Here is a 13,786-nt window from a genome sequence, read left to right on the forward strand (position 1 = left end):
ATATCGCGTATTTAAACGATATTTTAAAATATCATGTATTTAGACGATATTTTGAAATATCATTAATTAATGCGATATTTGAATTATGACAGCAATTATTACAGCCGATATTATCAATTCAAGAAAATTGATAAATCAAGAAATATGGATTTCGCCATTAAAGAAATTATTGAGTTCGTATGGCTCGACACCCGAAAAATGGGAGATTTTTAGAGGTGATTATTTTCAAATTGAAATTGAAGATCCAAAAGAAGCACTTTTTGTATGCTTAAAAATAAAAGCATTGATAAAGAGTGTTTTTATAAATGAAAAACAAAAAAAAACAGCTCCAATTGATGTTCGATTATCAATTGGTTTAGGGACAAAAGAATATACAGCTGGCAGAATTTCGGAAAGCAATGGTACGGCATTCATCAATTCGGGAGAGAAATTTGAAAAACTGAAGAAGGAAAAAACAACATTGGCAATTCAGTCTTCATTTCCAGATTTTGATTATGAAATGAATTTATACCTGAAATTTGCAGTTATACAAATGGACGCATGGACAGTAAATTCGGCAGTATTATTTACTACGATTTTTGAAGATCCGGAAAAGAAACAGGCAGAAATAGGGACGATTCTGGGTATTGGACAAAATTCAGTAAGCGGCAGATTCAAACGTGCTCATGTTGATGAAATTTTGGAATTGGATAAAATGTACCGCCACAAGCTAAAAACATTGGTGCAATGATAATTATAGCAAAATTAATATTGGCACACCTACTGGGCGATTTTTTGCTGCAGCCTAATAGCTGGGTAAAAGCAAAAGAAGAAAAAAAAGCATTGGCGTGGCAGTTATATGCCCATACAATGATTCACGGTCTGCTGTCATTATTGATTTTATTTGACATTACTGATTGGAAATTGGTAACGATGATAACATTCAGTCATTTAATCATAGATTACGCCAAATTAAAATTTCAAAAAGAAAGCACGAAGATTACTTGGTTCATTGCTGACCAAATAGCGCATCTGGCAATAATTCTGATTTTGGGATTTTTTTGGATAAATAAAGAAAAAGAACTTTTAGAATTATTGTTTTCTAATTCGTTTCTAATACTCACGACAGCTGTTGTTTTTTTGACACAGCCCGTTTCGATAATAATGAGTGTGCTTATAAAACCTTGGTCGGATGTAATCCCCAATGAAAAAGAGCAGTCTCTAAAGAATGCAGGCAAATACATTGGAATACTAGAACGGTTATTAGTATTTCTTTTTATCTGCACAAATCATTTTGAAGCTGTTGGCTTTTTATTGGCAACAAAATCAGTTTTCAGGTTTGGGGATCTAAAAGAATCCAAAGAGCGGAAACTGACAGAATACATACTAATAGGAACATTATTGAGCTTTGGAATTGCCTTGCTGGTGGGACTATTAACTCAATATTTATTAAAATTATAATTATAAAAAGTTGAATTATTTAATTGATAATTCGGTTAAACAAATCAACGATTAACCGATTAAACTATAAAAAAATGAACTACACCTCAATAAAAGAAATAGATTCACTCCAAAAATGGGTGAAAGAAGCGTTAAAAATCAAAAAAAATCCGCTTAAAAATAAAAAACTAGGAAAAAACAAAACCTTGGTAATGTTATTTTTCAATTCGAGTCTGAGAACCCGTTTGAGTACCCAAAAAGCAGCTATAAATTTAGGGATGAACGTTATGGTGATGAATTTTGGCAGCGAAGGCTGGACACTGGAATACGAAGACGGGACAGTCATGAACCAAGGTGCTTCGGAACATATCAAGGAAGCTGCAGAAGTAGTTTCTCAATATGCGGACATTATTGCCATCAGAGCATTTGCCGGATTAGTCGACAAAGAAAAAGACAATGCCGAAACGGTAATGAACGGCTTCGTAAAACACGCCACTGTACCAATTCTAAATATGGAAAGCGCAACAGGACACCCATTGCAGTCACTTGCAGATGCAATTACAATGGAAGAAAACAAAACCAAACACAGACCAAAAGTTGTTTTAAGCTGGGCACCGCACCCGAGAGCATTACCTCAGGCTGTTCCCAATTCATTTGTGGAAATGATGCAGTTACAGACCGAAATGGATTTTGTAATTACGCACCCAGAAGGCTACGAATTAAATCCTGAAATCACTAAAGATTCTAAAATTGAACACGATCAGGACAAAGCTTTTGCAAATGCCGATTTTATCTACGCCAAAAACTGGAGCAATTATAAAGAATATGGTAAAATCACTAATACTGACCCTAACTGGACTATTACTGCCGAGAAAATGAAACTGACTAACAATGCTAAATTCATGCACTGTCTGCCGGTAAGACGTAATGTAATTGTTACTGACGAAGTAATCGACAGCGAAAATTCAATTGTAATTGAGCAGGCGAATAACAGAACGTATTCAGCTCAATTAGTGCTGCAGAAAATATTGAAAAAAAGTCGCTAAGTTACTAAGATTCTAAGTTGCAAAGTTTTTAGCTTGTGACTTAGAATCTTAGAAACTTAGAATCTCAGAAACTACAAAAATGACAAAATTATCTATCATAAAAATTGGCGGTAACATTATCGACAATACTACAGAATTAGCACAATTTTTGACTGATTTTTCAAAAATTGAAGGCAATAAAATACTCGTTCACGGAGGCGGAAAATCGGCTACTAAAATGGCACAGAGCATTGGTCTGGTTCCGCAGATGATTGACGGACGAAGAATTACAGACAAACCAATGCTTGACGTAGTTGTAATGATTTATGCCGGCGAAATCAATAAAAATGTGGTTGCTCAATTGCAGGCTAACAACACCAATGCCATAGGATTTTCGGGTGCTGATGGAAATTTGATTCAATCCACCAAAAGAAACCATCCAACAATTGATTATGGTTTTGTTGGTGATGTGCAAAAAGTGAACACTCCATTATTAGAAATCTTAATCAATAGCGGAATTGTTCCTGTTTTTTGTGCCATTACTCACGATAAAAACGGACAATTATTGAACACCAACGCCGATACCATTGCCAGTGAATTGGCTATTGCTGCCTCCGAAGTTTTTGATGTTACTCTAACCTATTGTTTCGAAAAAGCAGGAGTTTTAACCGATGTAGAGGATGAAAATTCAGTAATCCAGCAAATAAATTCAGCTCTTTATTCAAAATTAAAAGAAGAAGGCGCCATTCATTCCGGTATGATTCCTAAATTGGATAATTGTTTTAACAGCTTATCGAAAGGCGTTCAAAAAATACGGATTGGTCATCACAGAATGTTACAAAACACAAACGCAATTTGTACAACAATCGAATTGTAAAAATTAAACACTAATTTCACTAATTTGCACAAATTAATTCGTGAAATTTGCGTTGAAAACAAAATAAATGAAAAACATAGAAACCCTCATACAAGAAGCCATTTCTCTATTAAAGTCGCTGATTGCAACTCCTTCTTTTTCGAGCGAAGAAGATCAGACGGCGCTTTTGATCGAAAATTGGTTTACACAAAACAACATTCCTTTTGAAAGAGAAAACAACAATATCTGGGCTTACAATCAGCATTTTGACAAATCCAAACCTACACTTTTACTCAATTCGCATCACGATACTGTAAAACCCAACCAAGGCTATACCAACGACCCGTTTGAAGCGATTGTAAAAGACGGAAAACTATATGGTTTAGGAAGCAACGATGCCGGCGGATGTTTGGTTTCACTAATAGCCACATTCACTCATTTTTATTCTAAAGAAAACCTGCCTTACAATATTGTGATCGTAGCTTCGGCAGAAGAAGAAAGCAGTGGAAAAAACGGTTTGAACAGTGTTTTGAAACATTTACCAGAGTTGGAATGTGCTATCGTTGGCGAGCCTACTTTGATGCAATTGGCTGTAGCCGAAAAAGGATTATTAGTTTTGGATGTTGTTGTAAAAGGAACTGCAAGTCACGCCGCTCACAACAACCCTGACAATCCGATTTATAATGCAATGTCCGTGATCGACTGGTTCAAAACCTATCAATTCGAAAAAATATCGGAGGTTTTAGGTCCCGTAAAAATGACCGTAACCCAAATAACAGCTGGAAAACAGCACAATGTAGTTCCAGCCGAATGCCATTTGGTAGTCGATATCCGGGTAAATGACTGTTACAACAATACCGAAATTCTAGAAACTGTAAGAGCGAATGTCAATGCCGAAGTTACACCTCGCTCAATGCATCTAAATGCATCATCAATCCCTGTTTCGCACGGATTGGTACAGGCAGGTATCGCTTTGGGAAGAACCACTTATGGCTCTCCTACCCTTTCGGATCAATCTGTTTTGTATTGCAAGTCATTAAAACTAGGACCGGGAGAAAGCTTGCGGTCACATTCGGCAGATGAATTTATATATGTAAACGAAATCGAAGAAGGAATCCAATTGTATATAAAAATACTTGGAGACTTCTTTGCTCAGACTACATAGACAACTTAGACCGTTAGATTATTAGACTTCCTAAAAAGGCCTGACAATCTAACGAGTCTAATACTCTATCAGTCTAAATATCTAAAAATCTTATTATGAAACTTTGGGAAAAAGGAATACCAACAGATAAACAAATCGAACATTTTACGGTAGGAAATGACAGGGAATTAGATTTGGTTTTGGCCAAATATGATGCTTTAGGTTCCATTGCTCATGCAAAAATGCTAAGCCAGATTGGTTTATTAACTTCTGAAGAAACTGCTTCTTTAGTGCTCGCTTTAGAAGATATTATTGCTGATATAGCGAAAGGCAATTTCGAAATCGAAGACAGTTTTGAGGACGTACACTCCAAAATCGAATATTTACTGACGATAAAACTTGGCGATGCCGGAAAAAAAATCCACACGGCTCGTTCCCGTAACGATCAGGTTTTAGTCGATGTGAATTTATATCTGAAAGATGCTGTCAAAGAATTGAAAGAGCAGGTAAAAACACTTTTCGATTTAATGATGGAATCGGCAGAGAAGCATCAAAATGTATTACTTCCGGGTTACACGCACCTTCAGATTGCGATGCCATCCTCTTTCGGGATGTGGTTTTCTGCTTATGCCGAAACCCTGATTGACGATATTACAATGCTTAATGCAGCGTTGAAAGTTGTAGATCAAAATCCGTTAGGTTCTGCTGCAGGTTACGGGAGCTCCTTCCCTATCAACAGAACTTTCACAACCAAGGAACTCGGTTTTGAAACCTTAAAATACAATTCGGTTGCGGCACAAATGAGCCGTGGAAAATCGGAGAAAACAGTTGCTTTTGCGATGAGCAGTGTTGCGGCAACTTTGGCAAAATTCTCAATGGATGTTTGTTTGTACATGAGCCAGAACTTTGATTTTATTGGCTTGCCATCTCATTTAACGACTGGTTCGAGCATTATGCCACACAAGAAAAACCCTGATGTTTTCGAGTTGATCCGTGGTAAATGCAACAAAATTCAAGCCCTGCCGTATGAAATCACTTTGATTACTAATAATCTGCCTAGCGGTTATCACAGGGATTTTCAATTGTTGAAAGAAGGATTGTTCCCAGCGATTCAAAACCTTAAAGCCTGTTTAGACATTGCCATTTTCTCTATCAAAGACATTAAGGTAAAAGATAATATTCTTGCCGATAAAAAATATGATTATCTGTTTACAGTAGATACTTTAAACGAAATGGTTGTTGCAGGAATGCCTTTCAGAGATGCTTACAAGGCCGTTGCTGAACAATTAGAAGCCGGCACTTATAAATCTCCAAAAGAAACAAAACATACCCACGAAGGAAGCATCAATAATCTTTGTCTGGCAGAGATTAAAAACAAAATGAAAGATTCTTATTAACAGATAGATAAAAATTATTACATAAACAAAAAGGCATTGGAATTCAATTTCTGATGCCTTTTTTATTACATTAATTCAAACTTGGAGCTTCGGGTATTTTGACTTTGATCTTATTTTTCTTAGCCATTAATAAAAAAGTAGTAATCCCCGTTAAAATGACCAGCAAGGCGATTTCGAGTTCTCCCAAACTATTATTTCCATTATGTATTGCTGTCGCATGGTCTAATTTGGATTTTCCTTCCTTGATTTGCAGATTAGATAATTCACCTAATGTTTGCAACGCATTATTGCTCAGGTTTGTAATTTGATTCCAGTTTTTATTTCGATTTTGTTCAGTAATCGAAGTACAGGCAGATAAAAATGAGTTAAAAAATAATTTCTCATTCGAAGTCAAAACCGTTTTTAAGTATAGTTTATCAATATTTTGAATATTACCTAATGCTAATGCTATCGCTTCTATTTTTTGAGTATCATTTAATTGTGCTTGTATTGCACTTGCCTTTATTGAATGAATTTCGTTTGCATATTGAAAAATATAATGCTCAACAACCAATCGATCGTTAAAAATAGCATTTATATCTTCATTTGTTTTTTTTGAATTATGCAAAGTCCTGAAATTATTCAATAGAATAAGAACCATAACGATCAGCAGAATAAAAGCCGCTTTTGTTTTGTTTGTATATTTCAAATCACTCATCTGACAGGTTTTATGTTTTTGCAATATACATTATTGTGCTGGGTAATGCAATTTTATTTCAACAATTTGACTCTCTCCTCAAATTGAAAAATAATAAACATTAAAGCTTTTCATAAGCAAAAAAAAATATGCTGGGATAATTTCTTGATATTTTAAAAACAAATATCCTTTCATAATTAATTGCAAAAATTCTATATATTTGAGAAATATCTTAATTAAATTAATATGACAAATTTTGAAGATCAGGCAACTCAAAAGCTATTTGATCAAAATCATATTACTGAAGAACAACTTGAAGCTGTACGTGCTTATCGTGGTTTAAAGCTGTTTTCAGTACACAATGAATTGAAACTGTTACTGTACTTATCCATGATATTGTTTACCTCTGGAATTGGGATTTTAATCTATCAGAACATTGATACCATTGGACATACTGTACTTCTTGGACTGTTACTTTTGGTGACTTTGACCTGTTTTTATTTTTGTTTTAAAAAACATCCTGGTTTTACAAGGGAAGAAGCTCCATTTCCTAATCCGCTTTATGATTATCTGGTGCTTACGGCCGTAATATTGAGCTGTACCTTTGTGGGTTATCTGCAATTTCAATATCAGACTTTTGGAACTCATTATGGATTAGCAACGCTAGTTCCCACAATCATCAGTCTTTTTTGCGCCTATTATTTTGACAGCAAGAGTGTATTATCCATTGGGATAACTGGAATGGCAGCTTATTTAGGGCTTTCGGTAGATCCCAAGCATTATTTTGAAAACGAGATGTTTAATAATACAGCCTTGAGCTACATTGGTCTTGCATTTGGATTGACTTTGTTGCTTTGGTCTTTGTATGCAATCAAAATCAATTTAAAAAAACATTTTAATCTAGTGTATTTAACATTTTCACTACACTTAATTGGTATTGCCTGTATCGTTAATCTATGTGATGATTATTGGTTTCCTTTTGGTTTAGTTTTAGGAATTGCTGTTTATTATTTTTACAATTTAAGTTTCCAGATCAGATCCATTTCGCTATTTATTTTTACTGTTTTATACGGCTTTGCCGGAATGAATATCTTTTTTGCAAGACTCCTAGATAGCATTCACTTTGATGATTTTTTCTTTGTTTTCATTTTTACAACCCCTTTTTATTTCATTGGTGCTATAATTGGATTCATAAAACTGATTAAACATTTTAACAAAAAAACTAACGATGACAGCATACGATAAAGACCTTTTAAATAATTTCTATTTAGATAAAGAAGCCCATCGCTTGAAGCAATCGGGTTTCATTAGCCCAGAGCAATACAAGTCATTCAACAGGCAATTATTGAAGCTCAAAAGCCAAAACAACCTTTTTATCAGAATTGGTTTTTTCATTCTGGGCTGTTTGCTATACGCATCCATTTGTGGATTTATATCACTGCTGTTACTAGCCACGAATGGCAATGAATATATTTATTTTATCTATTTTTTTTCGATAATCGGTTTTGGAGCCAAAGAATTTATGTCCCGAGAAATGAAATATTTTGGTTTTGGCTTAGACGATGCTTTTATTTTGGGAGGAATATTAAACCTGCTGATTGCCGTTGGACTCACGTTTGACATAAACTACGACCCCAATTATCTTGCAGTTATTATTATAATGGCAATTGCATCGAGTGGAGCTTATTTGCGTTATCTGAATCTCTCATTGGCACTGCTTGCCTGTATCGGGATAACAGGAACTATAGCTTATCTGACGTTTGAATATCTTATCATTGGCAAAGCCATATTGCCTTTTGTGATGCTGTTATTCTCGGGTATAGGCTATTTTATTTCTAAAAAAACATTGAAAAACTTATCTTTTCCTTATTATCATAACGGATTAAAATTAGCCAAAGGCTTTTGCCTGATTTTATTTTATCTCGCTGGGAATTATTATGTGGCCAGAGAATTGAATTTCAATTTGTCTGAAGAATATTATTTTAATGGTGTAAGTCCCGAAATTCCATTTTCATTATTCTTTTGGATATTTACTTTTTCAGTTCCTGTCCTTTATTTATATTTTTCTTTGAAAAACAGAGATCGAATGATGCTCTGGATTGGTTTTCTGACTCTCGGGTTCAGTTTTTTTACTTTCAGAATGTACCATCATGTTTTACCTCCAGAAGCCGCTTTGACTATTGGCGGATTGGTTTTATTTGCCTTTACTTATTTTGCCATAAAAAAAACAAAACACAACGAAACCGGAATCACTTTCAAGGCCGATCGTTTTACAGATCCCAATGCTTTTGCTAATATTCAGGTTCTTGTATCTGCTTCTCAATTTGGAATTAAACCTGAAGCAAAAATTGAAGAATCGCCAATGGAATTTGGCGGTGGCGGGTTTAGCGGTGGCGGTTCTTCGGGAGAATTTTAGAATATTTCCATTTATTCCCGCAAAAAACAGAAAAGCACAAAGTTAAAAAATGATTTACTTTGCGCTTTTCTTTTTTTTGCGGGCTATATAAACTCAATTTAACGTGGTACTAATCCTAAAGCTTCTCAGCCAATTTACCCGCATCAATATCACTATGTGAAACATCATAAACCGATTTTCCTTCTTTGATTAAAAGCAATTGAGGCGATTGATGATGAACATTGAAACGGGATGCAATTTCATTGGAGATATCCCTGTACTCCAATAAATCCAGATAATAAGCATCGACTTTATCATCTAGATCAAATTCTTTTTCGAATTGTTTCAATGCAAAACGGCTTATACTGCAACGGGTACTGTGTTTAAAAATCACTGCAGGTGCCTGATCGGATAAAGCAGTAATTTCATCCAGCTGCCCCATATGCTGCAACGGAATCCAGTTGATTTTACTTTGTGTTTCTTTCTTCTCTCCTGAACTTCCGAATAGTGAATTGAATAGGCTCATTTTGTCGTATTTTATGTCGTTTTGTCTTTATAAAGTGATAAAAATCATTCGTAAAGCGTCAAATTGTCTTTAAATTTAGACTGGAATACCGTTTGATATTTATTTTGCAAAGTTAGTTATTAAACATATAAAAAAACATAAAACCTTTAATCATGAACATTAATAAATTCACTATTAAATCGCAAGAAGCCATTCAGCTTTCACAGCAATTGGTTCAGAGTTTGGGTCAGCAGCAAATAGAAAACGAACACATTTTCAAAGCTGTTTTTGAAGTTGACGAAAATGTGGCACCATTTATTCTGAAAAAACTCAATGTAAACGTACCGCTGTTTCTTCAGATTCTAGATGCAGCAATTCAGAGTTTTCCAAAAGTATCAGGAGGTGAAATCCAGCTTTCGAGATCAGCCAATACCGCATTGAACGAAGCCGAAATTATCGCCAAAAAAATGAATGACGAATACGTTTCGATTGAACATTTGATTCTGGCTATATATGACTCGAAAAGCAAAGTTTCCCAGATACTGAAAGATCAGGGAGTAACCGGAAAAGGACTGAAAGCAGCCATAGAAGAATTGCGCAAAGGCGAAAGAGTAACCTCAGCATCAGCCGAGGATACTTACAATTCATTGAACAAATACGCCAAAAACCTCAACGAACTGGCTCGAACTGGCAAACTTGATCCTGTAATTGGCCGTGACGAAGAAATTCGACGCGTACTGCAGATCCTGACTCGAAGAACCAAAAACAATCCGATGCTAGTTGGTGAACCGGGTGTTGGTAAAACTGCTATTGCCGAAGGACTCGCACACCGTATTGTTGATGGTGACGTACCTGATAATTTGAAAGAAAAAATCGTATTCTCATTGGATATGGGAGCTTTGATTGCAGGCGCCAAATACAAAGGAGAATTTGAAGAACGATTGAAATCAGTCGTGAAGGAGGTTACCGCAGCCGAAGGGGATATTGTTCTTTTCATTGACGAAATCCATACGCTCGTGGGTGCTGGCGGTGGCGAAGGCGCAATGGATGCTGCAAACATCCTGAAACCAGCATTGGCTCGTGGAGAACTGCGTGCTATCGGTGCAACGACTTTGGATGAATACCAGAAATATTTCGAAAAAGACAAGGCATTGGAACGCCGTTTTCAAAAAATTATGATTGAAGAACCCGATACCGAAAGTGCCATTTCGATTCTTAGGGGAATCAAGGAAAAATATGAAACGCATCATAAAGTACAGATAAAAGACGACGCAATTATTGCTGCAGTAACGCTTTCGCAACGCTACATTACCAACCGTTTTCTTCCCGATAAGGCTATTGACTTAATGGACGAAGCGGCCTCTAAACTGCGCATGGAAATCAACTCCAAACCAGAGGAATTAGACGTTTTGGATCGAAAAATAATGCAGCTGGAAATCGAAATTGAAGCCATTAAACGTGAAAAAGACGAAAGCAAACTTAAAATATTAGGCTTGGAATTGGCTAATCTGAAAGAAGAGCGAAACGTAATTTACGCCAAATGGAAATCGGAAAAAGATGTTGTTGATAATATCCAGGCCGTAAAAACTGAAATTGAAGATCTAAAACACGAAGCTGAACGCGCCGAACGTGAAGGAGATTATGGAAAAGTAGCCGAAATCCGTTATGGAAAAATCAAACAAGCCCAGGAACGATTGGATGCTTTTACGATACAATTACAGGAAAACCAATCGGGAACTTCATTGATTAAGGAAGAAGTAACCCGCGAGGATATCGCCGAAGTAGTTGCCAAATGGACCGGAATTCCTGTAGCAAAAATGCTTCAGGGCGAAAGAGAAAAACTGCTGCATCTGGAAGAGGAATTACACAGACGTGTTGTGGGGCAGGAAGAAGCAATCGAAGCCGTGAGTGATGCCGTGCGACGCAGCCGCGCAGGCTTGCAGGATATGAAAAAACCTGTAGGTACTTTTCTTTTCCTTGGAACAACTGGTGTTGGTAAAACCGAATTAGCAAAAGCATTGGCCGAATATCTTTTTGACGATGAAAACGCCATGACCCGAATCGATATGAGCGAATATCAGGAGCGCCACAGCGTGAGTCGATTAGTTGGAGCACCTCCTGGATATGTAGGCTATGACGAAGGCGGGCAATTGACCGAAGCCGTCCGCAGAAAACCATATTCAGTAATATTGCTGGATGAGATCGAAAAGGCCCATCCCGATACTTTCAATATCCTGTTGCAGGTTTTGGACGAAGGCCGTTTAACGGACAACAAAGGGCGTCTGGCCGATTTCAGAAACACGATTATCATCATGACTTCCAATATGGGAAGCCAGATTATACAGGAAAAATTTGAAAACCTGAAAGGAAGCGTCGAAGCAGCCACCGAAATCGCCAAAGTAGAAGTTCTTGGATTACTAAAACAAACCGTGCGTCCAGAGTTCATCAACCGTATTGACGAAATCGTAATGTTTACACCATTAACCAATGCCAATATTACTCAGATTGTCGGGTTACAATTAAAAAGTATCACCAAAATGCTGGCACTGCAAGGAATCACAATGGATGCAACGCCTCAGGCCATCGAGTACTTGTCTGAGAAAGGATATGATCCTCAATTTGGTGCACGACCAGTAAAACGTGTCATCCAGAGAGATGTCTTAAATAAATTATCCAAAGAAATCCTCGCTGGCAACATCAAAACGGACAGTATTATTTTACTGGATTCCTTTGATAGCGAATTGGTTTTCAGAAATCAAAGTGAACTCGTACACGAATAAAAAACAAATTTAAAATCTTAAAAACTGCATTGTGGCAACACTCTGCAGTTTTTTATTTTCAGGAACAGAAAGATTTCGTTTTTTATCAGCTTCACTCCCACTATTCGTTGCAATCTTGTAATCCGAACCCCGGATTACAAGGATTTTCACTGCTATTGGGGCTAAGGGAGGAATTTTGGTTTTACAATAGGATGATGGCAAACTTTAAAGATAATTGTATTGCCGAAATAGCTGAACTTTAACAATCTTCCAAACATTTACAATATCCAATCCATACCTGCAAAAACAAATTGCAAGCTGGTTTCATTTCAAAAAAAGCCAAAAACAATTTTACATTAATAAACCGAATACCAAAGTATTAGCGTAAAATATTTTATCTGTCGGTATTCAAAAATATGTTTTTTCTTATTCTAAAATAAAATAAATGTATTTTGTCGGATATTTAATAAATTTTAACTATATTTATAACAGTTACTAAATGCACAATAACCATTTGTTTTTTTAATTGAAACAAATAAAGTGGCGTAGTTGTACACGGAGTAACTGTATTATTTAAAACTAAAAAAATATAGCCAATGAACATCTTAATCAACTTTTTCGCGTCACTTTATGATTTGGTAATTTTATTTTTTGCATCACTTTATGATGCCGTTTATAACTTCATCATCTTTTTGGGAGAATATATAAAATGGGCAACAACTATTGAGCCATCAAATACTGCTGACTTTAGCAAACATACTAAACAGACAATACCTGTCCGAAATGATGATTCAAGAATAGGTTAAATATTCTGAGTTATAAGCTTTCTTGTAAATGCTTATAATTTTATCTTCACACAAAAAACTTCCACCTGCATTCCAATCTAATGCTATATACTATTATTAGCTTAACTTTGTATTTGTACATCACATTATAAATACAAAAAAGTACCGTTATGAATATTTTAGAATTAATAGAAAAAAGATACAGTACCAAGAAATACAACGCTGACAAACAGATACCACAGGAAAAAATTGAAGAACTAAAGGAGATATTACGCCTCTCTCCTTCGTCCATAAATATCCAGCCTTGGAAATTTACATTTGTCCAAAATCCTGAGATAAAAGCCAAATTAGCTTCAGCCTCACTGCACAATACTGAGAAAGTAAATCAGGCGCCACTATTGGTCGTATTTAGTGCAGCAGATGATCTGGATGCTTTTCAAGAAGTGGTTAACAATGAATTGCCCCCAGCCAGAAGAGACTGGTACAATCAGATTAGAGCAAATACTCCAGAATCGGATTTAAAAATATGGCTGGCTAAACAAGTCTATATTGCACTGGGTGTTGGCTTGACAGCAAGTGCCGCATTAGGTTTAGACTCAACTCCTATGGAAGGCATAGAATCTGATAAATACAAGGCTATTCTTGACATGAAAACTTATAAGCCATTATTTGCTATGGCTGTGGGCTATGCCTCGGAAGATGACTTTAACAGGCTTGAGGCAACTCCAAAATCAAGAAGGCTTGCTGCTAATGTGATTGAAACCCTCTAATTAATGCTTGCAAGACTTAAAGATTCGTAAAAAAGCTGCTTAGGACAATCATCAA

13 protein-coding genes are annotated in these 13,786 nt (G+C 36.0%); 11 read left to right on the forward strand and 2 right to left on the reverse strand.

Annotated features, from left to right (window positions below; all coding sequences use genetic code 11):
• The first annotated feature begins 85 nt into the window (after window positions 1-85).
• From ABEG11_RS01480 to argH, 6 genes are all read left to right on the forward strand, one after another.
• The gene (locus ABEG11_RS01480) at window positions 86-730 is read left to right on the forward strand and encodes a transcriptional regulator (RefSeq protein ID WP_348822428.1); all 645 of its coding nucleotides are present in this window, start codon (window positions 86-88) and stop codon (window positions 728-730) included.
• Window positions 727-1,440, forward strand: coding sequence for a DUF3307 domain-containing protein (locus ABEG11_RS01485; protein ID WP_348822429.1), 714 nt, complete (start codon window positions 727-729; stop codon window positions 1,438-1,440). The genes ABEG11_RS01480 and ABEG11_RS01485 overlap by 4 nt, the downstream gene beginning before the upstream one ends.
• Window positions 1,441-1,514: 74 nt before the next feature.
• Window positions 1,515-2,465: an N-acetylornithine carbamoyltransferase gene (locus tag ABEG11_RS01490; RefSeq protein ID WP_348822430.1), complete on the forward strand. Its 951-nt coding sequence runs from the start codon at window positions 1,515-1,517 to the stop codon at window positions 2,463-2,465.
• A gap of 79 nt (window positions 2,466-2,544) precedes the next feature.
• Entirely contained in the window at window positions 2,545-3,321 is a 777-nt protein-coding gene (gene argB, locus ABEG11_RS01495; RefSeq protein ID WP_348822431.1) for an acetylglutamate kinase, read from the forward strand.
• A gap of 67 nt (window positions 3,322-3,388) precedes the next feature.
• Window positions 3,389-4,465: a M20 family metallo-hydrolase gene (locus tag ABEG11_RS01500; RefSeq protein ID WP_348822432.1), complete on the forward strand. Its 1,077-nt coding sequence runs from the start codon at window positions 3,389-3,391 to the stop codon at window positions 4,463-4,465.
• Window positions 4,466-4,560: 95 nt separating this feature from the next.
• Window positions 4,561-5,841, forward strand: a complete 1,281-nt coding sequence (gene argH, locus ABEG11_RS01505) for an argininosuccinate lyase (protein ID WP_348822433.1) — start codon at window positions 4,561-4,563, stop codon at window positions 5,839-5,841.
• Between the two features lie 70 nt (window positions 5,842-5,911).
• Here the strand turns inward: argH and ABEG11_RS01510 are convergent, their stop codons facing one another.
• Window positions 5,912-6,538, reverse strand: coding sequence for a hypothetical protein (locus ABEG11_RS01510; protein ID WP_348822434.1), 627 nt, complete (start codon window positions 6,536-6,538; stop codon window positions 5,912-5,914).
• Window positions 6,539-6,763: 225 nt separating this feature from the next.
• Here ABEG11_RS01510 and ABEG11_RS01515 point away from each other — a divergent pair, with 225 nt between their 5' ends.
• Complete coding sequence (locus tag ABEG11_RS01515; protein WP_348822435.1) at window positions 6,764-7,762, forward strand: DUF2157 domain-containing protein; 999 nt, start codon at window positions 6,764-6,766, stop codon at window positions 7,760-7,762.
• A complete protein-coding gene (locus ABEG11_RS01520) occupies window positions 7,746-8,933 on the forward strand; it encodes a hypothetical protein (protein WP_348822436.1) in 1,188 nt (395 codons plus the stop codon). Before ABEG11_RS01515 ends, ABEG11_RS01520 begins: the two co-directional genes overlap by 17 nt.
• A 115-nt stretch (window positions 8,934-9,048) precedes the next feature.
• Here ABEG11_RS01520 and ytxJ read toward each other — a convergent pair whose 3' ends face one another.
• Complete coding sequence (gene ytxJ, locus ABEG11_RS01525; RefSeq protein WP_348822437.1) at window positions 9,049-9,438, reverse strand: bacillithiol system redox-active protein YtxJ; 390 nt, start codon at window positions 9,436-9,438, stop codon at window positions 9,049-9,051.
• A gap of 152 nt (window positions 9,439-9,590) precedes the next feature.
• Between ytxJ and clpB the strand changes: the two genes are divergently transcribed.
• The 3 genes from clpB (at window position 9,591) to ABEG11_RS01540 (ending at window position 13,731) form a co-directional block, all read left to right on the forward strand.
• On the forward strand, window positions 9,591-12,197 hold the full coding sequence (clpB, locus tag ABEG11_RS01530) for an ATP-dependent chaperone ClpB (RefSeq protein WP_348822438.1): 2,607 nt from the start codon (window positions 9,591-9,593) through the stop codon (window positions 12,195-12,197).
• Window positions 12,198-12,772: 575 nt separating this feature from the next.
• Entirely contained in the window at window positions 12,773-12,982 is a 210-nt protein-coding gene (locus ABEG11_RS01535) for a hypothetical protein (protein WP_348822439.1), read from the forward strand.
• Window positions 12,983-13,131: 149 nt separating this feature from the next.
• Window positions 13,132-13,731, forward strand: a complete 600-nt coding sequence (locus tag ABEG11_RS01540; protein WP_348822440.1) for a nitroreductase family protein — start codon at window positions 13,132-13,134, stop codon at window positions 13,729-13,731.
• Window positions 13,732-13,786: the final 55 nt, after the last annotated feature.

The organism is Flavobacterium aestuarii (assembly GCF_040049115.1).
Lineage (GTDB): Bacteria > Bacteroidota > Bacteroidia > Flavobacteriales > Flavobacteriaceae > Flavobacterium > Flavobacterium aestuarii.